Genomic DNA, 26,512 nt, shown 5'->3' with positions numbered 1-26,512 from the left:
ACGCGATGCAAAAATGGCTTGTAGCCCTAGTTGCTATCATTGGCGGCTGTGCAAGCCAGCGAACGCAGGATGAAGTGCGACTTGCTACAAGCGAGGCATTCATAGATGCGTTTTATTCGTACGACCTGCCGCGTCTTCGCATTGCCATGTCAGACGCACCGGGTTCGATGGGCGACACCCTCTATTACCAGCAATGGGCCGAGGCCGGGCATTATGTCGTGCTCAACCGGAAGCCTTGTCGCATGGAGAAAACGGACGAAGCGGTCTGCCCTGTCACGGTGAAAGACGACCTCGTGCCTGCGCTGGGCGTTAGGCGCTATGTCACCGATAACTTCCACTTTGCATTTCAGGATGATCGTATCGTCAAAGTCTGGAACAGCTCGGATGACCCGCCCGAATACAGCCAGGCGATGGCATGGCTCCGGCGCGAACGGCCAGACATTTTCACCGGACCCTGTCGTGGCATGTGGGAAGGCGGCCCAACCCCGAAGGATTGCGTCAGAGCCATCGTTCAAGGTTTCGCTGATTTCACTGCTCGGACAGGCTAGAAGCTAATGACCGGAATGGGTCGAAAGCGGCCATTAGCTCGCCGTACTCGGTGGCCGGCGTCATTCGCCGCCGATCGTGATCTCCGCGCCATCGGGGTCAAGGAAGCGAGCGAGGCGCGTTCCATGCATGTCGCGCGGCTCGCTGGTGAAGCTGATACCGGCGGCTTGCGCCTCTGAATGGAAGCGATCGAGATCTTCGACGCCGAGCCCGAGTTGCACGCTTCCGGCCGGATTTTCATCCGATGCAGGGTGCAAAGCGAGCTTTGTTTCCCCGGTATCGAACTCGCTCCAGAAGGGTGACTGGAACAGCAAGGTCATCCCCAGCGTGTCTCGGTAGAAGCGGACCGCCTCGTCCATGTCGCTGACGAACTTGATCGCATAGTTGAGCTTCATCGCCAGCCTCCTTCAGTTGCTGGAATCGCCGACAATTCCCTTGATCAGGCCGACCGCGTCGTCGCGAACCGCCTCGCGCGGCAGGCCGGTAGCGCCCGCGACTTCGTCGCCGGCAAGGCTATCGCCGATCGCCATCAGCACCAGTCCCAGCGTGACCCTGTCCATCGGCCTTGTGTCGCTGGAGACGCGAAAATCCTCGACGATGGTCCGGATCGTGTCGATCACCGGCTCCAGCGCCTCGCGCTGACGGGTCAGGGCAACCCAGCCGATCAGTTCGCCAACACGTTCCGCGTGGAAGGCGTCGAACATCGCATCGACCACGTCGCGCTCGCTGGCTTCGCCGCGGCGTCGCTTCCCGATGGCTTCGCTGATCGATGCGGATACCGTTGCCGCAATATCTTCCGCGAGCGCTCGATGAAGTCCTGCGGCGCTCCCGAAATGGTGGAGCAGATTGGCATGCGTCCGCCCAATTTTCGTCGCCACCGCCTTCAGGGTGACAGCGGCCACGCCCTCATCGCGAAGCAGCTGCCGAGCCGCCGCTACTGCCGCCGCACGGCTTTCAACCGGGGACAGGCGTTTCCGAGCATGTAATGTTATTGACATTTATGTCAGTAATTCTCTATCTTCGATTTCACATGGTGCTTGGAGTGTAATCATGCCCGCCGCAAGTGTGACCCCTACCGACCTCAGCATCACGCCCCGCGACCGCCGCTTTGCCCGCGAATCGAAGCCGGGCCGCTGGTGGCATGGCGGCGATCCCTTCGCGACGGCCTTTTATAACGCTCTTTCGGCAACCTTCCCAAAGGGCGAAGCCTTCTTTGTCGAAAGCGTGCGTGCTTTTCGCGACGGGGCGCCGGCCAAGCTGGCCGAGGAGATCAAGGGCTTCACCACACAGGAGGCGATCCACAGCCGGGAGCATGCGGCCTTCAACAAGGCGGCGGTAGACGGCGGATACGATCTGAAGCCGCTTGAGGACCAGGTGCAGCGGCGGCTCGACTTCATCAACTCCAAGCCGCCGATCGCAGCGGTCGCGTCGACCATGGCGCTGGAACATTTCACAGCCATTTTCGCGCATCAGCTGCTGGCCGATCCGCGCCATCTCGCCGATGCCGAGCCGGAAGCACGCGCCATGTGGCGCTGGCATGCGATCGAAGAGATTGAGCATAAGGGCGTCGCCCACGACACATGGCTCCACGCGACACGACATTGGCCGCGCGGCAAGCGGTGGAAGGTGAAGGCCAACGTCATGCTGCTGGCGACGCGCAACTTCACGGTCGACCGGACCCGTGGCGCGATCGAACTGCTTCGTCAGGACGGCATCACCGGCTTCAAGGCCTGGTTCGGGCTTCTAAAATTCATGTGGGTTTCGCCCGGCATGATGCGGAAGATCTTCGGGGCCTGGGCAGCATTCTTCTTGCCCGGCTTCCACCCTTGGAATGAGGACGACCGCCACCTCATCGACCGTTACGAGGCGGAAGCGGCGCTGGGCATCCAAAGCGCGAAGAAAGTACGGCGCGCCGCCTGAATTTCACCGCAAGGACCGGGATGCGTGGGAGAGCCGGGCCGGCGATGATCGGCGATGGCTATTGAAACAAGAATCGCCGCGCTCGACTGGGCCCGCATCACAGGCGAAATCGACGAGCGCGGCTGGGCCTCGACGGGCCCAATACTCACCGACAGCGAGCGGACTGCCCTTGCTGCGGACTATGAAGATGAGGGGCTCTACCGAAGCCGCGTCATCATGGCCCGGCACGGCTTCGGCCAGGGCGAGTATCGCTACTTCGCCTATCCGCTTCCGCCGCTCATCCACCAGCTTCGGCTGAGCCTTTACGAACGGCTGGTTCCTCTCGCGAACCAATGGCGGGATGCACTGGGCGTGTCGGAACCGTTTCCTGCCAGTTTCGAGGAGTATATCCTGCGCTGCCACGCCGCGGGGCAGGTGCGCCCAACGCCGCTCATCCTGCGCTACGGTCCGGGCGACTATAATTGCCTGCATCAGGACCTGTACGGCCAGCATAATTTCCCGTTGCAGGCCGCTTTCCTGCTTTCAGAACCTGGAAACGACTTCACCGGCGGCGAGCTCGTGCTGACCGAGCAGCGGCCGCGCATGCAATCGCGGGTCCAGGTCGTGCCGCTGGAAGCGGGCGAGGGGGTGATCTTTGCCGTCAATCACCGCCCGGTCCAGGGCACGCGCGGCACCTATCGTGTCGCAATGCGGCACGGGGTGAGCCCGCTCCGCGAAGGGCGACGCCATACGCTGGGCATCATCCTTCACGACGCGGCCTAGGCGAGCCACCGAGCGCAGCGAAGCAAATGCTTTCATTTGCTAGCAGCGCGAAGAGTTGGCGAGCCCCGGACGGCCTGCCGTGAAACGGACAGGACCGACGGCGCGGATTTACTCCGCGCCGCTGCGTGGCCACCCGCTAGGCGGCCATCGGCTCTGCTTCGCTCCGGCCCATGAGCGACAGGCGGTAGATGCGCGACATCGCTTCTCCGCCACGCGCGCAGCTGTACCGAGCCGCACTCATGCCGGTTGCGACGAAGCCCAGCTTCTCGAGCACCCGGCCCGAAGCGGGGTTGTCGACGAAGTGGGATGCTTCAAGCCGCGGAAGCTTCAGCGCCTTCGCGATCTCGATCAGCGCCTTGCTGGCTTCGGTCGCAAAGCCCTTGCCCCAATGCTGGCGGGCAACCCAATAGCCCATCTCGACCGCCCCCGACGGCCGCCGGCCAAGACCGCAGCATCCGACGATGCGCGGCGCCCCGTCCGTCCGCTCGGTAATAAGGAAGCTTGGCATTGCCGGGTCGCGCGGCGCGGCAAGAAATGCCTCCGCATCTTCAAGCGCGTAGGGCCATGGCGCCGTCGCCAGGTTGCGGACAACCTGTTCGTCGGCAATGGCACGCGCCAGTTCGGGGGCGTCTTCGGCCCAGCCTGGTCTCAGCAACAGTCGCTCGGTACGGGCGAACATGACCAACTTCCTTCTCCTTTAGAGCGGGCGGCTAGACCCACTCTGTTTCAGTTTCGGGAGAAGATTTGGTCCCCTTCGTGAAAAACGAAAAAGGGAGAGGAGGGGGCTTCCCTCTTCTCCCTTTTCAAGTCCCTTTCGGGTCTCGTCTGGGCTGCCCCCTCCGGGAGCGGCCCTTTATCGACCGATCCCGTCTATTCCGCGGCTTCCGGCATAATGGCTTCGACATGGACGTATTTGCGACCAAGCTTGCCATCGCGGAAACACACGCGACCGTCGGAAAGTGCAAAAAGCGTATGGTCCTTGCCCAGGCCGACGTTCGTCCCCGGGTACCAACGCGTGCCGCGTTGACGCACGATGATGTTGCCGGCGAGAACCTGCTCTCCGCCGAACTTCTTCACGCCAAGGCGCTTCGATTCCGAATCGCGGCCGTTACGCGACGAGCCGCCAGCTTTTTTATGTGCCATCTCTAGTGACTCTTACTTCTTAGCTTTGGCCGCAGGGGCCTTCTTCGCTGCCGCCTTAGCAGGTGCAGCATCCTTTGTCGACTTCTCGGCCTTCGGGGCCGCTTCCTTCTTGGCCGGGGCCTTTTCGGCCTTCGGAGCAGCAGCCTTCTTTTCGGCTGCCGGCTTCTCGGCCTTCGCAGGTGCAGCAGCCGGCTTCTCGGCTTCTTCAGCCTTAGGAGCGGCCTTCTTGGCGGCGCCCTTGCCACCGATCGACACGATCTTCAGGATCGTGTGCTGCTGGCGGTGGCCAGCCTTGCGGCGGTAGTTGTGCCGGCGGCGCTTCTTGAAGACGGTGACCTTCTCGCCCTTCGCCTGGGCAATGATCTCGGCAGCGACGACGAGGCCGCTGGTCGACTTCAGGTCCGACCCTTCGCCCGCAAGGAGCACATCGGTGAGGTCGATGCTGTCACCGGCATTGCCGTCCAGCTTTTCGACGACGATCTTGTCTCCGGGGGCAACGCGATACTGCTTGCCACCCGTGCGCACGATTGCGAACATGGGCCTCTTCACTTTCCGTCACTTATTGACCGCGCAAGAAAATACGCCGCAAGGGCGAGCCCCGCGCGGGAAAGCGTGCCGCCTATGGGGTGGTAATGATTCTGTCAACCGCCGAAGGGCCGAAACTCGGCCATGGATTCGTCATTGCGAGGAGCCGAAGGCGACGCGGCAATCCACGCTGGATTGCTTCGCTTCGCTCGCAATGACGAAGAGTCTAGTGGCGATGTTCCGGCTTCAGCTTGTAGCGCTGGCCGTCAAAGCCCTCGAACAGGGTCCCGATCGCGGGGTGGTCGATCGGCTCGCCCTCGTCGTCGGCAACCAGGTTCTGCTGGCTGACATAGGCGACGTAGCTGCTTTCCGAATTCTCGGCGAGCAGGTGATAGAAGGGCTGGTCCTTCGCCGGGCGCATCGCTTCGGGAATGGCCTCATACCATTCGTCGCTATTGGCGAAGACCGGGTCGACGTCGAAAATCACTCCGCGAAAATCGAGCAGCCGGTGGCGAACCATCTCGCCGATGCCATAGCGCGCGGTTGGGACTTTCTCGGAATGGGAAACGACAGACATGTCCCTAATGTAGTTGCCCTGCACGGGCAGGCAAGCCGGAAACGGGCTTTGCAACCGCCAAAGGCGCTGCTAGAGGCCGCCCCCGACCGACCCGGCACCTGCCGGCCAGCGTATCAGATCTTCCTGCGGAGAGGTGGCTGAGAGGTCGAAAGCACCGCACTCGAAATGCGGCGTGCCGGCAACGGTACCGTGGGTTCGAATCCCACCCTCTCCGCCATAACCAATGCCCCACGGAAGTGGGGCGGTGGATGGCTGCGGGATCAGCAAAGCTAGTGCCGCCCACCTCCCCGCCGCGTGATTCATGGATTGAGGCTAATGGCAGCTTTCGACCCAAAGCGGACGTAAGCTCTTGGACTTACCGATCCGACGTTTTACGAGTGCGCGCCTCCCAGTCCGTTTCGTTGTCGCTGTCCTTCATGTTGCCCCGGTAGTAGAAGACGCCGTCGTCGACGTCATCCTTGAACAGGATGATGCCGGAGGTGCCGGCGAAGTCGCCGGTGCCCGAGACGATCGGGTGTTGGCAGCGTCCGTGGATCTCCGCCTCGAAGTTCGCGGTGAACTTTCCAGTGAACGTGTAGGTCGTCCTGAACGTCCCGCACGTCGTCTCGTTGAGACAACCAACGAAGAACTCGGTGCCCGACTCCTGGTAGGCACCGCTTGGGTGCAACCTCGAGTCCGACACGTAGGTGTACCAGCACCCCTCCAGGCTTCCATCCATCTTGATCGGTGGATAGTCCCCCGTGTCGGCCGGTGGCGCCCCTGCATCCGCGGGCACCGTGCACGCCTCGTTGTACACCCCAGACCCTGACACCTGCATCGTCCCCGCCGCCGCTGTCGTCGCAACGCCGACGAGCGCCGTCGCAACCTCGCCGAAATGGCCGTTCACGAGGTTCTGCGGCGTCACACCCGAACTAGGTGTGGCAATCGCCGGTGCAGCGAACAAGGATGATACGATGAGCGCAGACGCCACCGCGCATGTAGTTGTTGGATGAAATTTCATGGTTCTGTCCCCCAATGTTTGAGGAACGCCACTAGCCGCTATGTCATCGCGGCAACCCAATATTATATAACCGGGGCACTGACCGTTTCAGTTATCTTTTGATAGCTAAAAACCATCTAAATAAGTGCACTGATTCAAACTCTTAGCTAGATTTGTTCGAAAATGACCAGCGTATCAGTTCTTGGGGGGATGCATGAGCGAACAGCAGGTCTCCGACACCCGGACATGGGGATGCCTCGCTGTTGGCATGATCCTCTTCGGCGCTTTCTTTATCGACTTGTTCGAAGGCGTCGGCGGCACGGAATATGAACTCAAATACACGGCGGAGGCGTTGATCGTGGCAGGCGCCGGTATTTTGATCGTATTGTTCGCGAAGCGCTTGCGACGCTGATCGCAACAGGGCGATTCTGCTGGTGGGCTAGGCTTTTTCTAATGACCGCTTTCCACCCATTGCGGTCATTCCAGAAAACTCTGTCCTACAGCTTACCATTCATGCAATGGCCGAGGCGTTCTTTGAGATCGTCGGTAGTTTCGGGCCTGGCCTACGGATCGTTCGGGCAATTTCAGGGTCGGGGGAAGACGCTAAAACTGCTCCACGACCGTGAACATTGTGAACATTCGCGCGCTCCATCGCAGACGTTTACCACCGCGTCGCCTGGCCGATCTCAACGAGCCCAATTGCCTTTTCGCGGCGTTTTGGGATGACTGTCGCCCGAAACGGGGCACAGGAACGGAGAAGGCATGACGCGCGACAAGGTTTCGACCCTGCTGCTGTTCGGCGCGACGGGCGATCTGGCCCACCGGATGCTGCTGCCGTCGCTGTACGGACTGCACGCGGACAATCTGCTTCCCGACAAGTTCCGGATCGTCTGCACCGCCCGGAGCGAACTGGACGACGACCAATATCGGGCGAGCGCGGTCGAAGCGCTGAAGGAGCATGTTCCCGGCAGCTTCTACGATCCGAAGACAGCGCTAATCTTCTCTCGGCGCCTGTCCTATGTGGCGATGGACGCAACCAAGCCGGAAGGTTTCAAGCGGCTCGCAAAGACAGTCGATCCAGATGCTGGCCTCGCAATCTTCCTCTCCACGGCACCCTCGCTGTTCAAGCAGACGATCGACGGCTTGGCTTCGGCTGGCCTGTGCGGTCTTCGGGTCCGGCTCGCGCTTGAAAAGCCGCTTGGCACCGACCTTGGGTCCAGCCGCGAGATCAACGACGCGGTCTCGAACGCCTTTCCGGAGGATCGGACATTCCGGATCGATCATTATCTCGGCAAGGAAACGGTCCAGAACCTGCTGGCCTTGCGCTTCGCCAATTCTACCTTCGAGCCGCTGTGGGATGCCGCCCATATCGATCATGTCCAGATCACGGTGGCGGAGACGATTGGGCTTGAGGAGCGCGGCGCCTATTATGACGGCGCCGGTGCGCTCCGCGACATGGTCCAGAACCACATGCTCCAGCTGCTGGCGCTGGTGGCGATGGAGCCGCCGGCGGAATTCGATGCCACCTCGGTGCGCGACGAGAAGGTCAAGGTATTGCGCTCGCTGCGCCCGATGCGGCCGGATGACGTCGGCACCCATGTGGTCACCGGCCAATATGGCGACGGTGCGGTCGGCGGACAGCCGGTCCAATCCTATGAGGCGGAACTGGGCAAGGATAGCGCGACCGAAACCTTCGTGGCGCTGAAGGCTCATGTCGACAATTGGCGCTGGGCGGGCGTTCCCTTCTATCTGCGCACCGGCAAGCGGATGGCCGCTCGCAAGACCGAGATATTCATCCAGTTCAAATGCGTGCCCCACTCGATCTTCGCGTCGCGCGGGGCCCGGACCAAGGCCAACAAGCTGCTCATCTCGATCCAGCCGGAGGAGAATATCCGCCTGCTGGTGATGGCCAAGACGCCCGGCCTCGACCGCGAGGGCATCCGCCTGCGCGAAGTGCCGCTCGACGTCGGGCTGGCCGATGCCTTCGCCGACCATCGCCGGCGGATCGCCTATGAACGGCTATTGCTGGATTTGATCGACGGCGACCCCACCTTGTTCGTGCGCCGCGATGAGGTTGAAGCGCAGTGGCATTGGATCGACGGGGTTCGGGCGGCCTGGAACGAAGCCGGTCTCACACCAATGCCATATGGCGCGGGTAGCTGGGGGCCGTCGGCCGCCATCGCATTGACGGAGCGGGACGGGGTGCATTGGCATGATTGAGGCCCCAAATGGCTAAGCTCGACCCACGGATCGCAGCCGTCACCGATCGGATCATCGAGCGGTCGAAGGGTTCGCGTGGCCGCTACCTGCAGCTGATGGGCGATGAGGCAGAGCGGGGGATCAGCCGGCCTCGGCTCAGCTGCGGCAATTTCGCCCATGGTTTCGCGGCATCGGGCGAGGACAAGCAGGCGATCCGCACCATGCGCGGGCCGAACCTCGCGATCGTCACCGCCTATAACGACATGCTCTCGGCGCATCAGCCTTATGGCCGTTACCCGGAGCAGATGAAGATCTTCGCCCGCGAAGTGGGCGCCACCGCACAAGTCGCTGGCGGAACGCCCGCCATGTGCGACGGCGTGACCCAGGGTCAGCCGGGCATGGACCTGTCGCTGTTCAGCCGCGACGTGATCGCCATGTCGACCGCCGTGGCCCTCAGTCACGGCATGTTCGACGGCGCGGCGCTGCTTGGCATCTGCGACAAGATCGTGCCTGGCCTGTTGATCGGCGCACTCCGCTTCGGCCATTTGCCGATGATGCTGATCCCCAGCGGTCCGATGCCATCGGGCCTCGCCAACAAGGAAAAGCAACGGATCCGGCAGCTCTATGCCGAAGGGAAGGTGGGGAAGGATGAGCTGCTGGCCTCCGAATCCGCCAGCTACCATGCGGCCGGAACCTGCACCTTCTACGGGACGGCCAATTCCAACCAGATGATGATGGAGTTGATGGGCCTGCACATCCCGGGCGCCGCCTTCATCAATCCTGGTACCCCGCTTCGCCAGGCAATGACCCGCGCCGCGGTCCATCGGTTGGCGGAGCTGGCGAAGGAAAAGACGCGGCCGCTCGCCCAGGTCGTTGATGAGAAAGCGATCGTCAACGCGGCGATCGGTCTCCTCGCCACCGGCGGTTCAACCAATCATGCCATCCACATCCCGGCGATTGCCCGTGCCGCAGGGATCGTCATCGACTGGCAGGACTTCGATGAGCTGTCGGCCGCCGTGCCGCTGATCGCCCGCGTTTATCCCAATGGCTCGGGCGATGTGAACGACTTCCACCATGCCGGCGGAATGGCGTTCGTCACCCGAACACTGCTTGAGGCGGGCTTGCTTCATGCCGACACGCTGACGGCGGGTGCGGACCAACTCGAAGCCTATAGCGGAAACCCACGGCTCGATGGGGAGGAGATCGTCTGGGACCGAACTGCCGAATCCACCGACCTGACCATGCTTCGCCCGGTGAACGAGCCATTCCTTGCCGACGGCGGGATGCGGCTGGTGACCGGCAATATCGGCCGAGCCACCTTCAAGACCAGTGCGGTTTCACCAGAACGCTGGACCATCGAGGCACCTGCTCGGGTCTTCTCCGACCAGGAGCAGGTGCTGGCGGCATTCGCGGCCGACGAGCTCAACCAGGACGTGGTCGTCGTCGTCCGCTTCCAGGGACCCCGCGCCAACGGGATGCCGGAACTGCACAAGCTGACACCGGTGCTCGGCGTGCTTCAGGATCGGGGCTACCAGGTCGCGCTTCTGACGGACGGACGCATGTCGGGCGCCAGCGGCAAGGTGCCCGCCGCGATCCATTGCTGCCCCGAAGCGCTCAACGATGGGCCGATCGGGCGGCTTCGCGATGGCGATATCGTTCGCCTTTGCGCCAAGCGTGGGTTGCTCGAAGCCGTCGACGTGGACTTGGCGAGCCGGGACGCCTGCGCTCCGCCCCCACCGCCAATCGGCACAGGGCGAGAGCTGTTCGCCTTCATGCGGGCAACCGCGGACAATGCCGAGCGCGGTGCTTCGGCCATGCTGAGCGCCATGGAAGCGGTTGGATGAAACGAACCATGGCGGTCGCCGATATCGGCGGCACGCATGCCCGTTTCGCATTGGCCGAGGTCGAGGGAGGCAGCGTCGCGTCCCTCGGAGAAGCGGCGACATTTCGAACGTCGGACTTTGAAGGTCTTTCCAGTGCCTGGTCCGAGTTCGGGAAAGTCGCCGGTTCGCCACTTCCCGATGCGCTGGCGATAGCTTTCGCGGGCCCGATTGGCTCGAAAGCCCTCAAGCTGACCAATAGCCAATGGGTCATTGAGCCGGGCCGATTGCACAAGCAGCTGAGGGTCAGCGACGTCACGATGGTCAATGACTTTGGCGCCATCGCCCATGCCGTGGCACAACTAGGGCAGGATCAATTCCAGCATTGCTGTGGGCCGAATATGCCGCTGCCTGAGTCCGGTCCGATTACCGTCATTGGGCCGGGAACTGGCCTGGGTGTCGCCCAATTAATGCGGACGGCCGGCGACTATCAGGTGATCGAAACCGAAGGCGGGCACATCGATTTCGCGCCGCTTGATCCGCTCGAAGATCGGCTGCTCGCTGTTCTGCGGCAGCGATTTGAACGCGTGTCGGTGGAACGGATCGTGTCCGGATCAGGGCTTTCAAATCTCTACACCGCGTTGGCGGCGATTGAGGCAAAGGATGCCCCGCTGCTGGAGAATGAGGCGATCTGGACGGCTGCTCTCGACGGATCCGATCCGCTGGCCGTTGCGGCTCTCGAACGGTTTTTCCTGTCCTTCGGTTCGGTCGCCGGCGACCTGGCGCTCGCTCATGGATCGAAGGCTGTCGTGATTGCGGGCGGGCTGGGTTATCGGCTCAGGCAGCAGATGGCGGCAAGCGGTTTCGCAGAGCGGTTCGTCGCGAAAGGCCGATTTCGGGAACAAATGGAAACGATCCCCGTCAAGCTGCTCGACCATCCGCAGCCCGGCCTCTACGGTGCCGCCGCGGCATATGCGAAGGAGCATCAATGAACGTCGATGTGGTCATGACCAGCGCACCAGTCATTCCAGTGCTGGTTCTCGACGGATTGCTGGACCCGGTGGCGCTGGCGGAAGCCTTGGTCGAAGCGGGCCTGCCGGTCATCGAAGTGACCCTTAGAACTCCTTCTGCTCTCGATGCGATAAAAGCCATGTCTGGTGTCGCCGGAGCCATCGTCGGTGCCGGGACGGTCCTTAACGACCGGATGCTTGGGGAGGCGATCGGGGCGGGTTCACAGTTCATCATTTCCCCGGGGCTGACAGAAAGTCTTGGCAAGGCCGCCGTGGCCAGCGGGGTGCCCTTCCTGCCGGGGGTTGCGAATGCGGGCGACATCATGCGCGGGCTCGATCTTGGCCTCAGCCGGTTCAAATTCTTTCCGGCCGAGGCATCGGGCGGAATCGCTGCCCTGAAGGCGATCGCCGGGCCTTTCGGCGGCGTGAAATTCTGCCCGACCGGGGGCATCCGGGAGGAAACGGCCCCGCAATGGCTGGCGTTGGACAATGTGTCCTGCGTCGGCGGAAGCTGGCTGCTGAAGTCGGGTGACACGAATCTGGCGGAAATCGGCGAACGCGCGCGGCGGGCGGCACGGCTCAAACCCGCCTAATCCGAGGCCGTAACGAAACCTGCGGCGATGCGGTAACGTTTAACCGGCATGTACGAGTCGAATCTTAGCCGTCGTGACCGGGCAGCGACCCTGACGTTCGTCGCGCTGTTGCACGTCGCCTTGGTCTTTGCGCTGGTCAATTTGTCCCCGCCGATCCGCGACAAATTGCCGCAGGAAGTGATCGAGATCTTCGACGTGACGGAACCGCCTCCGCCGCCCGAGGAAGTGATCAAGATCGAGCCGGTTCCCGCTCCCCTGCAGGACGCGCCGAAGGAAGAGGAGGGCGCGGCTTCGCCCAAGAATATTCGCAGCCAGGCAACGCCTGTCGTTGCGCCCAAGCCGCCGATCGCCCTTCCGATTCCACCGCCCATGCCGGTCACACAGACGCCCAATGTCGGCAGCGACCGGACGCAAGGTGCATCCAATGTCGTCGGTCCCGGCACCGGTGCAGGCGGTGTCGGCACCGGTACCGGAAGCGGCGGATCGGGCAGCGGCACCGGTGGAGGCGGTTCCGGCGGGATCGCGACGCGTCCCGCCGTCGTCCGCGGCATCACCAACCGTGACTATCCCAACGAGGTATCGCGCTATTGGCCAAGAGGCGGCGAGGTGTTCATTGCCGTTCGCGTGCTTCCCAACGGGCGGGCGACCGACTGCAAGATCAATCGATCCAGCGGCATTCCCGCGATCGACCAATGGACCTGCAAGCTGGTCGAGGAACGGGCAACGTTCCGCCCCGCAACCGATGCCAACGGGCGTCCCGTTGCGGCCTGGTACGGCTACATCCAGCGCGAGGTCCGGCGCTAGTTGAGGACGCTGGCCTTTTCTTCGCGTTTCCGGCAAGGCGCGCGGGCGAAAAGGGAGCCCGACATGATCGAAGCCGAATGGTGGGAATATGACAGCGCCGATGAGATGGCCGACGCGGTCGCAGGCGATATCGGTTTCATCATCGAAAGCGCCATCGAGGCGCGCAACGAAGCGCTCCTTGCGCTGCCCGGCGGAAACACGCCGCTGCCCATCTTCGCAAGGCTGGCCGAAGCCAAGCTGCCGTGGAAGCGGGTGACGATCGTCCCCGGCGACGAGCGGCTGGTCCCGATGGATAATGAGCTTTCCAATGTTCGCTCGATCGCTCGCGCCTTCCTTCCGGCCGGTGCAAGGGTCATTCCGATTACGGCCGACATTGCCGACTACAAGCTGGCCGGAAATTCGGCGGATGCCCGCCTTCAGGACCTTCACTGGCCGCCCGATCTCGTCTGGCTAGGGATGGGCAGCGACGGTCATACCGCCTCGATCTTCAACGGTCCGGACATGGACGACGCATTGAATGCGCCCAAGGCACGCCGCGCGGTCGGGGTCATGCCGGAGCCGCTGCCTGCGGAAGCTCCCGTCCCGCGCGTTACATTGACGCGGTCGGCGATTCTTTCGGCGCGCACGATCCTCATCACCATCAAGGGTGACGAGAAGCGCGCGCTGCTGGAGCAGGCAATCGAGGCGGGCCATTCGTCGAAGCTACCGATTGGCAGGGTTTTGGCCGAGGCGGAGCAGCCGATCGACATTCACTGGTGTCCGTAACGCCGCTATAATCTGAAGGCGAACCGGGGGGCGCAATGACCGGTAACGACCTTATCTTCCAGTTGTTTGCGTTGCTGCTCGGCCTTTCGATCGCCGAACTGTTGGCCGGACTTGGACGGGCCTGGCGGATCAGCTCGGGCGCGACGCGGACCAGGCAGAAGGTGCGCATCGGCTGGCTCGTACCGATGCTGGGGCTCTTGCTTCTATGCGACCAGACCCACTTCTGGGTCAGCGCCTACGGCATCAGAAGCCAGCTCGCCTTCAATTACTGGACCATGCTGACGATCCTGGCGATCATCGGCGGCTATTATGTCCTGTCGACCTTCGTTTTCCCGGACGATCCGGCCGACTGGCCTGACTTTGACGATTATTATCTGACCACCAACCGCATCGTGATCGGCGGCATGTTCGTCGTGAATTTCGCCACGCTCCTGCATCTCGCGCGACAACTATCCCTCGGGCTCGACCCTGCCACCTTGCCCTTTGCGCAGCATTGGTCGTCCTTGCTGGCGGTGTTTCTCTACTTCCCCGGCCTGGTCGCACTTTGGTTCGTCAAATCGCCACGGTGGAATCTGGCGCTGCTGATCTTCATGATCACGCTGCTGCTGATCGGTGCTTTCGGATCGACTTTGTTGCCTATTCCCTGATGTTCAGCATCTGGCGTTGGCGCCTGCGGAATGCCGCGCCGTCAGGTGGCGAAGACGGCGATTAGGTAAATTGGCAGCCCAAAGGCGACGACAATGAAACTCTGCAGGATCGATTGCTGGGCAAGGACGTCCAAGGACTCGTCACGGAAGTGGGTGATGGTCAGCCGCTCGGCGATGGCCAGGGCAAGACCCGCAACGACCGCATAGATCAGGAACTGCCAGATCGAACTGTCCCTGAACCCGATATAGGCAGGCAAGCCAACGATCGCGAACAGCCGCGCCGCCGCAACAGGTATCCTGCCAATCGAAATGTGGCGTAGCATCGCGCGACGAAATAGCGGGAGCCGCCTGGCGGGCGTTACTACGCGAATTTTATCTCCACTTCGCCGCCTGCTGGAGCAGCGAGCCGATAGCCGATGCCGGGTTCGGTCAGGATCAATTCCGGTCGGCTAGGCTCGGCTTCCAGCTTCTGGCGAAGGAAGCCGATATAGACGCGCAGATATTGCTGGTCGCTCGCCTGGCTTGCCCAGCCCGCTGCCAAAAGGCGCTGATGAGTGACGACTTGCCCTCCGGAAAGCGCCAGTTCCTGAAGCAGCATCCATTCCTTCGGCGACAGTTTGACCAGCTCGTCTTCCAGGAAAGTCCGCTTTCCGGGCAGATCGATCCGCAGGGGTCCGGCAATCACTTCTGCCGGAACTGATGTGCCAAGCTTCGACCGGCGTAGTGCTGCCCTTATTCGCGCCATCAGCTCACCGATCTCGAACGGCTTGTTCACATAATCGTCGGCGCCCTTGTCCAGCGCGGCGACCTTCTCACCCTCCTGATGGCGTGCCGAAACGACGATGATCGGGACTTCTGAACGTTGGCGGATGAGCGAGATGATTTCCTTGCCGTCTGTATCCGGGAGGCCAAGGTCGAGAAGGATGACGTGCGGTTCGAATTGCTCGGTTACATGCAGTGCTTCCCCACCGTCACGTGCAATAGCGACGCGAAAGCCCGCGGCCTCGATCGCCGGCTTTAACACGCCGATCAGTGCCGGTTCGTCGTCGACAAGGAGCAATCGCGAAACAGGGTCCTGGTCACTCATCGACCGGGTCCAAATCAACTGCGGGAATATTCATTCCGATGGTGGCGCCTTTCTCTCCAATCCCGGGGGAATCCGCCCAGATCGACCCTCCCGTGGCGACGACGAAGCCGCGGGCAATGGCAAGCCCAAGCCCGCTGCCGCCCGATTTGCCGCCGGCCGATGTCGTCCGATGGAATTTGTCGAATACACGGGTGAGGTCTTCGGCCGGGATGCCGCTGCCTTCATCTTTCACCTCCAAAATGATCTGGGAATCAATGCGTTCGGCGGAAATGATGATCCGGCTGCCCGGCCCGCTGAAATCGATCGAGTTAGTGACGATGTTGGACAAGGCCAGCTCGAACAGCATGGCATTTGCCCGGACGAGGACGCCGACCGGCACGTTTATTTCGATGACCCTGTCGGCCGAGCGGATGTAGGGCTGCCCGACGACGGCGAACACGACATCATTGACGTCCAATATTTGCACGGGCGGAGTACTGCCGCTTTCGAGCTTGCTGATCTCCAGCAGGTTCGCCGTGTAATTGTTGAGGCGATTGCACTCGACAAGGATGGTAGCGAGGAAGAAGTCACGCTGCTCGGCCGAGATTTGCTGCTCGAATTCCCGAAGGCTGCTGGCCGAAGCGCTAATCGCTGATAGCGGCGTCCGGAAGTCATGGCTGACCGACGAGAGTAGCGCTGACTTCAATTCCTCGGAACGTTCCAGTGCTCGCACTTCTCGCATCCGTTCGGAGAAGACGGCGCGCTCAAGCGCAATCGCCGCAAGATTGGCGTAGGAGCCGAGGAATTCCTTGTAGGATGCCCAGGGACCCTCGGTCACAAGGACGCCAATCGGCCCGGAAATCCCGTGCATGACGAGCGCCATGCTGGCCCCTGACGAACAGTCGGCCATCGCCTTCCAGGCGTCGTGGACCGCATCGGGCGCTTCGTCGGGCATCCTGCCGCTGGGCGTGGGCAAGAAGAAATCGAGGGAGAGGCCAAGCCGCGTCAATGCCTTGTCGCGGAGCCGATCTTCGATTTGCTGACGATCGATCGCGGCCTGCACCTCGTTGCCTGCCTCAAGTAGCAGATTGGCCCAGCCGGTAGCACGTTCGGCCGCCGCGGCTCTGTCACGCAGCTTGCCTGACAGAGCGCCGGCGATCAGCGCGGTCACGTTGAAGGCCACCAGCGGGGCAATGTCGTCGCTGCTCGACAAGGTAAGCGACAGGACCGGCTCCGCCATGAAAAAGTTGAAGAAGAAGAAAGCGACCGCGGCGGCGATGAGCCCGGCAAGCATGCCCTGACCAGCGCCGACGATCAGCACGCCAATCACCAGCATCAGGGTCGCGGCGATATTCCCGATCCAGGGGTGGGTCAGGTAGGCGGTTAGACATGCCAGCGATATCAGTGCCGTGCCCAAAAGGACGGCGGCTACGGCGCGGCTGGGTTTCAGAGGCGAGTTCATGCCCGAAGCTTCCTGATCATGGCGTCGCCGGGCGGATGGATAAAAATGGCATAATAACAGTGCCTATACACATTGCTTATGGTCCGTAGCGCGTCGTTTCGTCACGCCGCGACTGTCGGTGAAGGACCTTGCCCCCAACCGTTTCGCGTCGCGTCGGGGGGAGGCGATGAAGGGGCCGTCCGGTCCACCCCCAAAGGACTGGGCGGTCCCGACCATGCAAGCGCATCGGGGGTGAATGGCCGCCAGAGGCTTGAGGCCCCTAGCGGCCAGCGACGCATGGTTGGCTTTCATGCGGCGACTTATTCAGAGCCTGCGACCTGGAATGCATCGATTCTGGTTAAGACTTGCTGTCGCCGGCTTCCCGGCTCCGCAACATCGATCGCCACAACCCGGTGGCCCGGAACGCCGGCCTCGATCAGATGTTCGCGAACCGCAAGGGCCCGGGCCATTGCAAGCCGGCGGTCCTCAACGCGTTCGATACCGTCGCCGCTGGCTTCCAGTCGAACTGCGATGGTTGAGTAGGAGCGTAACCAAATCGCCTGGCGCTCCAGCCTGAATTGCGAAGTAGGGCTAAGCTCCGAGCTGCCCTTCTCAAACTCGACATAATCCTTGCCCGAAATCTCGAGAAACTCCTCCCGGAGCGCCTCCAGATACTCCCGGTCCTTCAGCTGTAGCCGCTGATCCTGGTCGGTCGCATCATTGGCTTCTCCCGACGTCGAGGAGCAGGCGATGGTCGCGGCAGCCACTGCAAGTGAGATCATCCAGATATTTCTCATAAGGCCCATCAAGTCACCGGATCGAGGCAGCATTTGCTCGCACCCATCCGAGCTTATCGCGGACAGGAAATTGCGGATATTATGGGATTTTTACACTGGCTCATGCTTGGTTGGGGTGCTGGCCCCAACATATAATTTTCGTAGTAACGGCGGCGGTCCAAATGATCCTAGTCGCTCCTGCCAGCCTATTGGACAGGAGAGATTGAATGCGTGTTGCAGCCGGTTTTATTGCCTTGCTAGCCCTTGCGGCTTGCGGGCAGAAAACGCCGCCAGCGGACGTCTCGACGGCAATCCTGTCACCGGACGGAGCGGTCGATGAGGAAAGCGATGTCGATCTGGTCGAGCTCCCGGCGTTGCAGGCAGACCTCGTTGCACGTGCCGGCAGTGATTCCGTTTACTTCGACACGGATCAGTCCGGCCTGGACGAGACCGACCGGCAAACGCTTGCCACTCACGCGCAATGGCTGATGGCTCACCCCAATGTGCGCGCATCGATCGAAGGTCATGCAGATGAACGGGGAACGCGGGAATATAACCTCGCGCTTGGCCAGCGGCGCGCGCAAGCTGCCCTCGACTATCTGGTCGCCAGCGGCGTGCCAGCCAGCCGCTTGCTGATCATCAGCTGGGGCAAGGAGCGGCCGATCGGGCTAGGCTCCAATGAAAGCTCCTGGTCGCAGAACCGCCGGGCCGTGACGGTGATTGTGAAATGACGAAGCGCTCAGCAACGGCTGAAAAGTTCGCAACGCCGGCAGTTGATCCTGACGGCCTCGCGGAAATCGTCGACATTGTGGGCCGGTATCCGGACACCAGGCGCGACGAGAATGAGGTCGTGGTTGCCTATCTTCGCGATGGCCCGATCACGGACCGGAATCGCTTGCTGAACATGACCGCCATTCACGAACAGTTGCAGCAGTTCCAGATGGATCACCAAAAGGAGCTGTCGCTCCCCTTACGCGCCTATGTCATCGCCATCGGGTTGGTGTTGGGCGTGCTCGGCCTGATCGTTTGGGCACTTTGGGATGCTGGCCTTTAGCGGTCGTCAAGCTCAGCACTGATCCAGCGGCTTGCCGTGCGTTTCCTTCAAGAAGAAGATCGTCACGATCGCCGATAGCGCTGTGAATGCCACCGCATACCAAAGCCCCGCATAAATATCGCCGGTCAGCGCAACGATGGCGAAGCTCGTGACCGGCAGGAAGCCGCCGACCCAGCCGGTACCGACATGGTAGGGCAGCGACATGGCCGTATAGCGGATGCGGGTCGGGAACATCTCCACCAGCGCCGCCGCCTGCGGACCGTAAAGAGCCGTGGCGGCGACGACGAACAGCAGCAGCACAGCAAGCAGCAGCGGCATGTTCATCTTGGCCAGATCGGCCGACGTCGGATAGCCAGCCGCAGCCAGCTCTGCGTTGATCGCCTCGGCCGATTTGGCCTTGAGTGCCTTGAGCTCTGGCCCCGGCAGCCCTTCGCCGCTGGCAATTGTCGCCACATTCGGCCCCGCGATCACCCGCGTCTGTCCGTCGGCAGAGTCGCGCGTGTCGTAGGAAACGCCGCGCGTGACCAACGCGCTCTTGGCAATGTCGCAGGCAGTGACGAACTTGGCGGTGCCGGTCGGATCGAATTGTGCCGAGCATGTCGCCTGGTCGGTTTCGACAATGACCGGCATTGCCTTGTGGGCTGCCACGCGATCCGGATTGGCGGCTTGGGCGATCAAGTGTGATCCTGGGAAATAGAGGACCAATGCCAACAGCATTCCGGCGAGCATCACCGGCTTCCGGCCGACCCGGTCGCTTAGCCAGCCGAAAAATACGTAAAGCGGCGCGCTGACCACCGTCATGATGATCAGCAGCAAGTCTTTGGTCGTCCCCGGGACGCCGAGCGATTTCTCCAGAAACACCTGCATGTAGAAGAAGGCGAAGTACCAGACGGCGCCTTGGGCACACATGATACCGAAGAAGGCGATCGCGACACGTCGCAGGCTGTCGCGGGTGGCGAAGGCTTCGCGAAGCGGCGCCTTGCTGACCGTACCTTCTTCCTGGAGCTTGGCGAACTGCGGACTCTCGCTGAGCTTGACCCGCATCCAGACCGAGATGGCGAGCAGGATGACTGACACCAGGAACGGAATGCGCCATCCCCAGGCGTTGAACGCATCCTCACCCAGCGCGCTGCGCGTAGCAAAGATGATCAACAGGGCGGCAAGCAACCCGAAGGAAGCGGACGACTGGATCCAGCCGGTCGCTGCACCGCGCTTGTCGTCGGCCGCATGTTCCGCAACGTAGATGGCCGCTCCGCCATATTCGCCGCCAAGGGCGGTGCCCTGACAGATGCGCAGGAAAACAAGCAGGATTGGAGCGAGGATCCCTGCCTGTTCATAGGTCGGTAGAAGGCCGATGGCGAAGGTCGCTCCGCCCATCAGGCTGACGGTAGCGAGGAAGGTTGCCTTGCGCCCAACCCGGTCGCCCATCGCGCCGAATACGATCGCGCCGAGTGGCCGGAACGCGAAGCCAACCGCAAAAAGCGCCAGTGCTGCAACTAGTGCGGAGGTCGGATCAAGGCCTGCAAGGAACACCTTGGCGATGACCGGTGCCAGCGAGCCGAAGATGAAAAAGTCATACCATTCGAACGCGGTCCCCGCTGACGAAGCGGTGACAACGCGGGCCATCGACCATGGTTTGGCCGGATGCGACATTTAAGGATCCCCACCGAAATTATATTCTTTTCGGCGAGGACCCTAACGGTCGCGGCGGATCGCGCAACTAGGTTGCGGGGCGGCTGGCCTCGATATCGATCACGAAGCGGTAGCGGACATCGCCCCTGACCAACCGGTCATAGGCCTCGTTGACCTCATCCAGCTTGATCGTCTCGATCTCCGGATGGATGCCATGTTCACCGCAGAAGTCGAGCATCTCCTGCGTTTCCGGAAGGCCGCCGATCAGCGAACCGGCCAGCGTCCGGTTCCGCATCGCCAGCAGGCCGCCGTGGACCGACGGGAGTGGCTCGATCGCGCCGACCAGGACCATGTTGCCGTTGGGGGCTAGCAGGTTGAGGTACGGATTGACGTCATGCCCGACCGGAATCGTGTCGAGGATGAAATCGAACGTACCCGCCGCCGCGTTCATGGCGTCGGCGTCCTTTGAAATCAGCACTTCGTCGGCGCCCAATGCGCGGGCATCGTCGCCCTTCCCCGGAGAAGTGGTGATCATCGTGACATGGGCGCCGAGGGCATGGGCGATCTTGACGCCCATATGGCCGAGGCCTCCGAGGCCGGCGACGCCGACCTTCTGGCCGGGGCCGACGCCATATTTCTTAAGTGGGGAATAAGTGGTGATTCCAGCGCACAGCAGCGGTGCGGCGCGGCTGATATCGAGGCTGTCGGGCAGCTTCAGGACGAATTCCTGGCGGGTGACGATATGGTCTGAATAACCGCCAAAGGTAATCGTGCCGTCGCGCCGGTCGAGGCTGCTGTAGGTCAGCGTCGCGCCTTCGACGCAGAATTGTTCATGGCCCGACGTGCACTGATGGCACTTCTGGCAGCTGTCGACCAGGCAGCCGACCGCGACCTTGTCGCCAACCTTATATTTGGTGACGTCCGGGCCGACGGCCGTGACGATGCCGACAATCTCATGGCCGGGGACCATCGGGTAGATGCTCATGCCCCAGTCGTTGTGGGCCATGTGGAGGTCGCTATGGCAGATGCCGCAATGGGTGATGCGGATCGCGACGTCGTCGTTCCTTGGAGCGCGGCGCTCGATCGTCATCGCCTTCAAGGGCGTGTCATACTCCTCGACACCCCAGGCATAAGCCTTCGTCGGCCCACCAGTTGAATCGGAAGTTTCCGCCGGACCGGGTTGCACAGTCGTCGCCATTTTGAGCCTCCTATCGGGACCGGGCCAACACGCGCCTTGCTTGCATAAGATGGGGCCGGTCGACCATTTTTCCACCGACCGAAAGTACCCCGGCGTCCGGCTGTGCCTCGAATGCGGCGACAATCTCGCGAGCGTGGTCGAGTTCGGCGTCGGATGGGGTAAATGCCTCGTTGATCGGGCCGACCTGGGCCGGGTGGATGGCAAGCTTTCCGGTGAAACCTTCGGAGGCCGCCGCGCGCGCTTCGGCGATCAGCCCGGCTTCGTCGCGGAAATCGGCATAGACCCCGTCGATCGGCTGGACCTCTGCGGCAACCGCGCCGGCCAGGCAGAGCGATCTCGCCATCTGGTAGGTGAAGGCCAGCTCCCCGCCCGCTGTATATTTGGACGATGCGCCGAGTGCCGCCGACAAGTCCTCAGCTCCCCAGCTCATCGCCGCCAGGCTGGAGCAGCAATCATTGTAGCTGCGCAATCCGAACAGCGACGCCGCGGTTTCGGTCACGATTGCGTGGATCGGCAGGCTGTGCGGGGCAAGCTCGGCAGCGAGATCGGCGACGTCATCGCCGCATTCGGCCTTCGGCAGGACGACGCCGTCGATGTCGAGATCCTCAAGCAGGTCGAGATCCTCTCGATGATCGTCAGTTCCCAGCGGATTGATCCTGACCCAGCGTTCGGGACCGCCGTCGCGCCGCTCAGGGAGGAGAGTCAGAAGTTCCCGCGCGATCGGCTTTTGCGCAGGCGCCACACTGTCCTCAAGGTCAAAGATGACCGCGTCCGCTCCGCTCTCGAGCGCCTTCATCATCTTCTTGTTGCTGTCCGCCGGGACGAACAGCCAGCTGCGCGGTGGAGGCGCGCCAAGGCTCATGCCGGCTTCTTCAGAAGCAAGGCTGAACGGGTGCATTTGCACACCAGCTCGCCCCGCTGATTGTAGCTGCGATGTTCCCAGGTGACGATGCCTGCATTGGGCCGCGACTTGCTCTCGCGGGTCTCAAGGCATTCGCTTTCGCTACGCAGCGTGTCGCCGACGAATACCGGCGAGGGGAAGATGAGCTTGTCGTAGCCAAGGTTGGCGATCAGCGTTCCAAGCGTCGTATCGCTTACGGAAACGCCGACCATCAGGCCGAAGGTGTAGATGCTATTGACCAGCGGCTTTCCGAATTCGCTGCCCGCCGCGACTTCATGGTCGAGGTGCATCGGCTGCGGATTGTGGGTGAGCGCGGAGACCAGAACATTGTCGGTCTCGGTAACGGTCCGGGTGACGGAATGGGCGACAACGTCGCCAACTTGCCACTCGTCGAAAAAGCGTCCTGCCATTCGCCTGCCTTAGGCGAGCCGGCGGCGCGCCTCAAGCGGCGGAAAGCTTGGCCTTCAGATCGCACATTCCGATGCGTTCGATTGCGTCGCTCTGGTTTTCCGCGCGAACGACATTGGCAATGTGGCCCAGCATCTGGCCGACGATGTCGATCGCCTGAAGCGCCATGCCATGTTCCGCGACCAGTTCCTTGTTCATCGCCAGCTCGTCACCCATCATCACCAGCAGGTCGCGGGCATGGTCGAGTTCCGCAGCAAGCAACTGGTCGAGCGGGGTGAGGGCGCGTTCCATCCGGTTGGGGCTAAAGACTTATCCTTAAGAAGATGTTTGCGGCAGGAGCAGTTCGGCGATGCCTTCGGTGATGGCGTCGCCGTCGAGCCGATAGGCAGCGTAGAGATCGGGCAGATTGCCGGTCTGGCCGAACCGCTCGACGCCGAGCGGAGCGACCCGTTGGCCAAGGACTCCGCCCAGCCAGCTCAATGATGCGGGCGCGGCATCGCACAAGGTGACGAGCCCGGCGCCGGGCGCGAGGCGCGACAGCAATTGCTCGACATGGCTCGGCTCACGGTTACCGCCCCAGCGGGCGGCTTGCGCCGCGGTCCAGCCGCGATGAAGCAGGTCGGGCGAGGTGACGCTGAGCAGGCCGAGGCCGGGGATGTCGGCGCTAAGTTCCTCCCACGCTGCAAGCGCTTCAGGCATCAGCGCGCCCATGGCGACGATCGCGGCTTCGGCGCCGGATGCCGGCTCCTTCAGCCAGTAGCCGCCCTTCAATGCGCCATCGCGCCAGCTGTCGTCGGGGCGTTCCGGTTGATTCAGCGCGCGCGTCGACAGGCGGAGATAAGTGGACTCGCCATTGGGATCATCGATCAGGCGGAAGGCTTCTTCCATCAACGCCGCAAGCTCGTCCGCATAAGCGGGTTCGTAGTGACGGAGGCCGGGCTGGCCGAGCGCGATGAGCGGCGGGTTGATCGACTGGTGGGCGCCGCCTTCCGGTCCAAGTGTCAGGCCTGACGGGGTCGCGACCAGCAGGAAGCGCGCGTCCTGGTAACAGGCATAGTTGAGGCTATCGAGGCCGCGGGCAATGAACGGATCGTAAAGCGTGCCGATCGGGACCAGCCGCTCTCCGAACAGATCGCCCGACAGCCCAAGCGCCGCCAGCATCAGGAACAGGTTGGATTCGGCGATGCCCAGCTCGATATGCTGCCCATTGTTGGATCCCGACCATTTTTGTGCCGAGGCAATCTTTGCCGCAGCGAACACATCCTTCATTTCGCGCCGTTTGAAGAGGCCGCGCTGGTTCACGAAGGCGCCGAGGTTGGTCGAAACGGTTACGTCGGGCGAGGTGGTGACGATGCGGTCGGCCAGCGGATGGCCGGATTTGGCGAGGTCCAGCAGGATCCGGCCGAACGCGGCCTGGGTCGACTGTTCCTCGCCTTGCGGGGCGGGCAAGGCCGGAACCGACAGCGTGCCGAACGAGCGTGCGCGCTTCTCGCGAGCGATGCGCGAGCGCTCGACCAGCGCCTCGACGCCCGGTTTTTCATTGGCTCCCACACCGGCCAGCGGCTCCCACTCGGACCCTTCCGCTACCCCCATGGCATCGCGCATCGCATGTGCCTGGGTAGGGTTCATCAGGCCGGCGTGATTGTCCTTGTGGCCCGCGAAGGGCAGGCCAAAGCCCTTGACGGTCCAGGCGATGAAGAGGGTGGGGACATCGTCCTGCGACGCGTCGAACGCTTCGACCAACGTCTCCATGCAATGGCCGCCGAGGTCGCTCATCAGCGCAGCGAGCGCCTCGTCGTCATGGGCCTTGAGGAATGCCGCAGCTTTCTTGCCAAGATCGGCATCGAGCCGTGCACGCCATGCCGCGCCGCCCTGATAGAGGAGGGCGCTGTGGTCGGCGTTGGGCAAGGTATCGAGCCAATCGGCAAGCGCCGGATTCTTGGCCAGTTCGGCGGAAAGCTTCTTGCCGTAGCGAAGCTCGACGGTGCGCCAGCCGCAGCTGCGGAAGATCTCGTCAAACCGTTCGAACATTCGGTCAGCTGACGTCGCGTCGAGACTCTGCCGATTATAATCGATGATCCACCAGCAATTGCGGATGTCATGCTTGTGCGCCTCGATCAGGCATTCATAGATATTGCCTTCATCGAGTTCGGCATCGCCGATCAACGCGACGAAGCGGCCGCGATCTTGCTCGGCCATCATGCCGTGGGCGGTGAGGTAATCCTGGACCAGCGAAGCGAAGGCGGTGATCGCGACGCCAAGACCAACCGAGCCGGTCGAGAAGTCGACGGGGATCTTATCCTTTGTACGGCTGGGGTAGCTTTGCATTCCCCCGAAGCCGCGAAAGTTCTGGAGCTGCTCAAGACTCTGCGAGCCGAGCAGGTAATGGATCGCGTGGAGTACCGGGCCGGCATGCGGTTTGACCGCGACCCGGTCGTTGGGACCGAGTGCGTGGAAATAGAGCGCGGCCATGATCGCGGTCATCGACGCGCAACTCGCCTGGTGGCCGCCGACTTTCAGCCCGTCCGCGCTTTCCCGCACATGATTGGCATGGTGGATCGTCCACGCGGACAGGAAGCGAAGCCGATCGTCGAGGATCTTAAGGGCGTCGATATCGGCCGGAGTCTTTTTCAGCATGGCCGCGCGATAGCCGCTTCGCCTTCACGCGTCATCCCGCCGGATCAGTTATCCTGCATTGCATCATAGCGCTGCTGGGCAGCCCAGATGCAGTCGATATGCTCCAGCGCCCAGGCGCCAAGCGCCATGACCGGGTCACGTAGCGAATTGCCGATTTCGGTCAGCTCATAATCGACGCGCGGCGGGATGGTCGGCGTGACGTGGCGACTGACCAGGCCATCGCGCTCGAGCCCGCGAAGGGTGAGGGTAAGCATCCGCTGCGATACGCCGTCGAGTGCGCGCTTCAGCTCCGAAAAGCGCTTCGGTCCGTTGGCGAGCTGCATCACCACCTGCATGCTCCATTTGTCGCCCACGCGGTTGAGCACGGGCGTGACGCGGCGGCAGTTACTATGATCTGCCTCGGTCACATTCGTGTCACTCAGTGACAAATTTTTGCGTTCTTGTGCGGCTTTCATAGGTGGTTATTTAAAGTGTCCCGGTAACAAATCAATACCAAGGACATAAAGATGACCATCCTCAAGATCGACAGCAGCATCAGCGGCGAAACCAGCGTCAGCCGCATCCTCACCCGCTCCATTACCGACCAGCTGGCTGCGGCCAGCCCCGAGGCTGCGGTCGTCGAGCGCGATCTCGTAGCGGTACCGCTCGCCCACCTGACCGAGCGTGGTCAGGACGCCGACGTGCTTCAGGAGTTCCTTGATGCGGACACCGTCGTGATCGGCGCGCCCATGTATAATTTCAGCGTGCCGTCGCAGCTCAAGGCGTGGATCGATCGCATCGCCGTCGCGGGCAAGACCTTCCAATATGGCGCCAACGGACCCGAGGGCCTCGCCGGAGACAAGCGGGTGATCGTCGCCGTTTCGCGCGGTGGTTTCTATGAAGCCGGCAACAGCTTTGAACATGTCGAGGCCTATCTGAAGCCATTCTTCAACTTCATCGGAATCGAGCCGGAGTTCGTTCGTGCGGAAGGTACGGCGGTTGGTCCGGAACAGCGCGACGCGGGCCTCGCGAAAGGCCTCGCCGAGGTCGAGCGACTGGCGGCTTAGTTGGGCGTCATTGCGAGGAGCGAAAGCGACGAAGCAATCCAGTCAAGACGCTGGATTGCTTCG

Annotated in this window: 32 protein-coding genes and 1 tRNA gene; 15 read left to right on the top strand and 18 right to left on the bottom strand. The window is 62.3% G+C overall.

Translation table 11 applies throughout. The features are described from left to right. The first annotated feature begins 5 nt into the window (after nt 1-5). A complete protein-coding gene (locus LZ496_RS06225; RefSeq protein WP_249903718.1) occupies nt 6-548 on the top strand; it encodes a hypothetical protein in 543 nt (180 codons plus the stop codon). Between the two features lie 60 nt (nt 549-608). Here LZ496_RS06225 and LZ496_RS06220 read toward each other — a convergent pair whose 3' ends face one another. Further along, complete coding sequence (locus LZ496_RS06220; RefSeq protein WP_249903717.1) at nt 609-941, bottom strand: VOC family protein; 333 nt, start codon at nt 939-941, stop codon at nt 609-611. Nucleotides 942-953: 12 nt separating this feature from the next. Then, nucleotides 954-1,544 carry a TetR family transcriptional regulator gene (locus LZ496_RS06215; RefSeq protein ID WP_283937888.1) on the bottom strand — a complete coding sequence of 197 codons (591 nt, stop codon included), beginning with the start codon at nt 1,542-1,544 and terminating at the stop codon, nt 954-956. Between the two features lie 52 nt (nt 1,545-1,596). Between LZ496_RS06215 and LZ496_RS06210 the strand changes: the two genes are divergently transcribed. Both LZ496_RS06210 and LZ496_RS06205 read left to right on the top strand, forming a co-directional pair. Further along, nucleotides 1,597-2,466 carry a metal-dependent hydrolase gene (locus tag LZ496_RS06210; RefSeq protein ID WP_249903715.1) on the top strand — a complete coding sequence of 290 codons (870 nt, stop codon included), beginning with the start codon at nt 1,597-1,599 and terminating at the stop codon, nt 2,464-2,466. Nucleotides 2,467-2,520: 54 nt separating this feature from the next. Then, a complete protein-coding gene (locus tag LZ496_RS06205; RefSeq protein WP_249903714.1) occupies nt 2,521-3,228 on the top strand; it encodes a 2OG-Fe(II) oxygenase in 708 nt (235 codons plus the stop codon). Nucleotides 3,229-3,364: 136 nt separating this feature from the next. Here the strand turns inward: LZ496_RS06205 and LZ496_RS06200 are convergent, their stop codons facing one another. From LZ496_RS06200 to hspQ, 4 genes are all read right to left on the bottom strand, one after another. After that, nucleotides 3,365-3,907, bottom strand: coding sequence for a GNAT family N-acetyltransferase (locus LZ496_RS06200; protein WP_249903713.1), 543 nt, complete (start codon nt 3,905-3,907; stop codon nt 3,365-3,367). A gap of 191 nt (nt 3,908-4,098) precedes the next feature. After that, the gene (gene rpmA / locus LZ496_RS06195) at nt 4,099-4,371 is read right to left on the bottom strand and encodes a 50S ribosomal protein L27 (protein WP_249903712.1); all 273 of its coding nucleotides are present in this window, start codon (nt 4,369-4,371) and stop codon (nt 4,099-4,101) included. A 12-nt stretch (nt 4,372-4,383) separates the two neighbouring features. Beyond that, nucleotides 4,384-4,908, bottom strand: coding sequence for a 50S ribosomal protein L21 (gene rplU, locus LZ496_RS06190; RefSeq protein WP_249903711.1), 525 nt, complete (start codon nt 4,906-4,908; stop codon nt 4,384-4,386). Nucleotides 4,909-5,122: 214 nt separating this feature from the next. Beyond that, nucleotides 5,123-5,473, bottom strand: a complete 351-nt coding sequence (gene hspQ / locus LZ496_RS06185) for a heat shock protein HspQ (protein ID WP_249903710.1) — start codon at nt 5,471-5,473, stop codon at nt 5,123-5,125. 127 nt (nt 5,474-5,600) lie between these two features. On the opposite strand from hspQ, the gene LZ496_RS06180 reads away from it, so the two are divergent. Next, nucleotides 5,601-5,690 (top strand) — tRNA-Ser (locus LZ496_RS06180). Nucleotides 5,691-5,828: 138 nt separating this feature from the next. Here the strand turns inward: LZ496_RS06180 and LZ496_RS06175 are convergent. Then, nucleotides 5,829-6,377 (bottom strand): hypothetical protein, encoded by a 549-nt coding sequence (locus LZ496_RS06175; protein WP_249903709.1) that lies wholly within the window; start codon nt 6,375-6,377, stop codon nt 5,829-5,831. 289 nt (nt 6,378-6,666) lie between these two features. On the opposite strand from LZ496_RS06175, the gene LZ496_RS06170 reads away from it, so the two are divergent. The 8 genes from LZ496_RS06170 (at nt 6,667) to LZ496_RS06135 (ending at nt 14,290) form a co-directional block, all read left to right on the top strand. After that, the gene (locus tag LZ496_RS06170) at nt 6,667-6,864 is read left to right on the top strand and encodes a hypothetical protein (protein ID WP_249903708.1); all 198 of its coding nucleotides are present in this window, start codon (nt 6,667-6,669) and stop codon (nt 6,862-6,864) included. 350 nt (nt 6,865-7,214) lie between these two features. After that, nucleotides 7,215-8,672, top strand: coding sequence for a glucose-6-phosphate dehydrogenase (gene zwf / locus LZ496_RS06165; protein ID WP_249903707.1), 1,458 nt, complete (start codon nt 7,215-7,217; stop codon nt 8,670-8,672). A gap of 8 nt (nt 8,673-8,680) precedes the next feature. After that, nucleotides 8,681-10,495, top strand: coding sequence for a phosphogluconate dehydratase (gene edd, locus LZ496_RS06160; protein WP_249903706.1), 1,815 nt, complete (start codon nt 8,681-8,683; stop codon nt 10,493-10,495). Continuing rightward, the gene (glk, locus tag LZ496_RS06155) at nt 10,492-11,463 is read left to right on the top strand and encodes a glucokinase (protein ID WP_249903705.1); all 972 of its coding nucleotides are present in this window, start codon (nt 10,492-10,494) and stop codon (nt 11,461-11,463) included. The genes edd and glk overlap by 4 nt, the downstream gene beginning before the upstream one ends. Further along, on the top strand, nt 11,460-12,074 hold the full coding sequence (gene eda, locus LZ496_RS06150) for a bifunctional 4-hydroxy-2-oxoglutarate aldolase/2-dehydro-3-deoxy-phosphogluconate aldolase (protein ID WP_249903704.1): 615 nt from the start codon (nt 11,460-11,462) through the stop codon (nt 12,072-12,074). The genes glk and eda overlap by 4 nt, the downstream gene beginning before the upstream one ends. Before the next feature lie 48 nt (nt 12,075-12,122). Next, nucleotides 12,123-12,878, top strand: coding sequence for a TonB family protein (locus tag LZ496_RS06145; RefSeq protein ID WP_249903703.1), 756 nt, complete (start codon nt 12,123-12,125; stop codon nt 12,876-12,878). 63 nt (nt 12,879-12,941) lie between these two features. After that, nucleotides 12,942-13,643: a 6-phosphogluconolactonase gene (gene pgl, locus LZ496_RS06140; protein WP_249903702.1), complete on the top strand. Its 702-nt coding sequence runs from the start codon at nt 12,942-12,944 to the stop codon at nt 13,641-13,643. Nucleotides 13,644-13,678: 35 nt separating this feature from the next. Continuing rightward, on the top strand, nt 13,679-14,290 hold the full coding sequence (locus LZ496_RS06135; RefSeq protein ID WP_249903701.1) for a hypothetical protein: 612 nt from the start codon (nt 13,679-13,681) through the stop codon (nt 14,288-14,290). A 41-nt stretch (nt 14,291-14,331) separates the two neighbouring features. Here the strand turns inward: LZ496_RS06135 and LZ496_RS06130 are convergent, their stop codons facing one another. From LZ496_RS06130 to LZ496_RS06115, 4 genes are all read right to left on the bottom strand, one after another. After that, a complete protein-coding gene (locus LZ496_RS06130) occupies nt 14,332-14,613 on the bottom strand; it encodes a hypothetical protein (protein WP_249903700.1) in 282 nt (93 codons plus the stop codon). A gap of 38 nt (nt 14,614-14,651) precedes the next feature. Next, nucleotides 14,652-15,377: a response regulator transcription factor gene (locus LZ496_RS06125; RefSeq protein ID WP_249903699.1), complete on the bottom strand. Its 726-nt coding sequence runs from the start codon at nt 15,375-15,377 to the stop codon at nt 14,652-14,654. Then, nucleotides 15,370-16,818, bottom strand: a complete 1,449-nt coding sequence (locus LZ496_RS06120; RefSeq protein WP_249903698.1) for an ATP-binding protein — start codon at nt 16,816-16,818, stop codon at nt 15,370-15,372. Before LZ496_RS06120 ends, LZ496_RS06125 begins: the two co-directional genes overlap by 8 nt. Nucleotides 16,819-17,117: 299 nt before the next feature. Next, on the bottom strand, nt 17,118-17,579 hold the full coding sequence (locus LZ496_RS06115) for an OmpA family protein (protein ID WP_249903697.1): 462 nt from the start codon (nt 17,577-17,579) through the stop codon (nt 17,118-17,120). A gap of 221 nt (nt 17,580-17,800) precedes the next feature. Between LZ496_RS06115 and pal the strand changes: the two genes are divergently transcribed. Next, nucleotides 17,801-18,304, top strand: a complete 504-nt coding sequence (pal, locus tag LZ496_RS06110) for a peptidoglycan-associated lipoprotein Pal (protein WP_249903696.1) — start codon at nt 17,801-17,803, stop codon at nt 18,302-18,304. Next, entirely contained in the window at nt 18,301-18,627 is a 327-nt protein-coding gene (locus LZ496_RS06105; protein WP_249903695.1) for a hypothetical protein, read from the top strand. Before pal ends, LZ496_RS06105 begins: the two co-directional genes overlap by 4 nt. Before the next feature lie 12 nt (nt 18,628-18,639). Here the strand turns inward: LZ496_RS06105 and LZ496_RS06100 are convergent, their stop codons facing one another. The 7 genes from LZ496_RS06100 to LZ496_RS06070 all read right to left on the bottom strand — a co-directional run bounded on the left by LZ496_RS06100 (nt 18,640) and on the right by LZ496_RS06070 (nt 25,858). After that, complete coding sequence (locus tag LZ496_RS06100) at nt 18,640-20,253, bottom strand: MFS transporter (protein ID WP_249903694.1); 1,614 nt, start codon at nt 20,251-20,253, stop codon at nt 18,640-18,642. 94 nt (nt 20,254-20,347) lie between these two features. Beyond that, nucleotides 20,348-21,457 (bottom strand): NAD(P)-dependent alcohol dehydrogenase, encoded by a 1,110-nt coding sequence (locus LZ496_RS06095; RefSeq protein WP_283937887.1) that lies wholly within the window; start codon nt 21,455-21,457, stop codon nt 20,348-20,350. Between the two features lie 10 nt (nt 21,458-21,467). Then, the gene (locus LZ496_RS06090) at nt 21,468-22,355 is read right to left on the bottom strand and encodes an HpcH/HpaI aldolase/citrate lyase family protein (protein ID WP_249903693.1); all 888 of its coding nucleotides are present in this window, start codon (nt 22,353-22,355) and stop codon (nt 21,468-21,470) included. Continuing rightward, nucleotides 22,316-22,768 (bottom strand): MaoC family dehydratase, encoded by a 453-nt coding sequence (locus tag LZ496_RS06085; RefSeq protein WP_249903692.1) that lies wholly within the window; start codon nt 22,766-22,768, stop codon nt 22,316-22,318. The genes LZ496_RS06090 and LZ496_RS06085 overlap by 40 nt, the downstream gene beginning before the upstream one ends. 31 nt (nt 22,769-22,799) lie before the next feature. Beyond that, entirely contained in the window at nt 22,800-23,057 is a 258-nt protein-coding gene (locus LZ496_RS06080; protein ID WP_249903691.1) for a hypothetical protein, read from the bottom strand. Nucleotides 23,058-23,081: 24 nt separating this feature from the next. Further along, on the bottom strand, nt 23,082-25,403 hold the full coding sequence (locus LZ496_RS06075; RefSeq protein ID WP_249903690.1) for a transketolase: 2,322 nt from the start codon (nt 25,401-25,403) through the stop codon (nt 23,082-23,084). Nucleotides 25,404-25,447: 44 nt separating this feature from the next. Beyond that, nucleotides 25,448-25,858, bottom strand: a complete 411-nt coding sequence (locus tag LZ496_RS06070; RefSeq protein WP_249903689.1) for a winged helix-turn-helix transcriptional regulator — start codon at nt 25,856-25,858, stop codon at nt 25,448-25,450. 51 nt (nt 25,859-25,909) lie between these two features. Between LZ496_RS06070 and LZ496_RS06065 the strand changes: the two genes are divergently transcribed. Then, nucleotides 25,910-26,449 carry an FMN-dependent NADH-azoreductase gene (locus tag LZ496_RS06065; protein WP_249903688.1) on the top strand — a complete coding sequence of 180 codons (540 nt, stop codon included), beginning with the start codon at nt 25,910-25,912 and terminating at the stop codon, nt 26,447-26,449. The last annotated feature ends 63 nt before the right edge of the window (nt 26,450-26,512 follow it).

The sequence above is a fragment of the Sphingomonas caseinilytica genome (assembly GCF_023516455.1).
Lineage (GTDB): Bacteria > Pseudomonadota > Alphaproteobacteria > Sphingomonadales > Sphingomonadaceae > Sphingomicrobium > Sphingomicrobium caseinilyticum.
The sequence above is the reverse complement of the archived record's forward strand: the minus strand, read 5'-3'. Positions and strand labels throughout refer to the sequence as shown.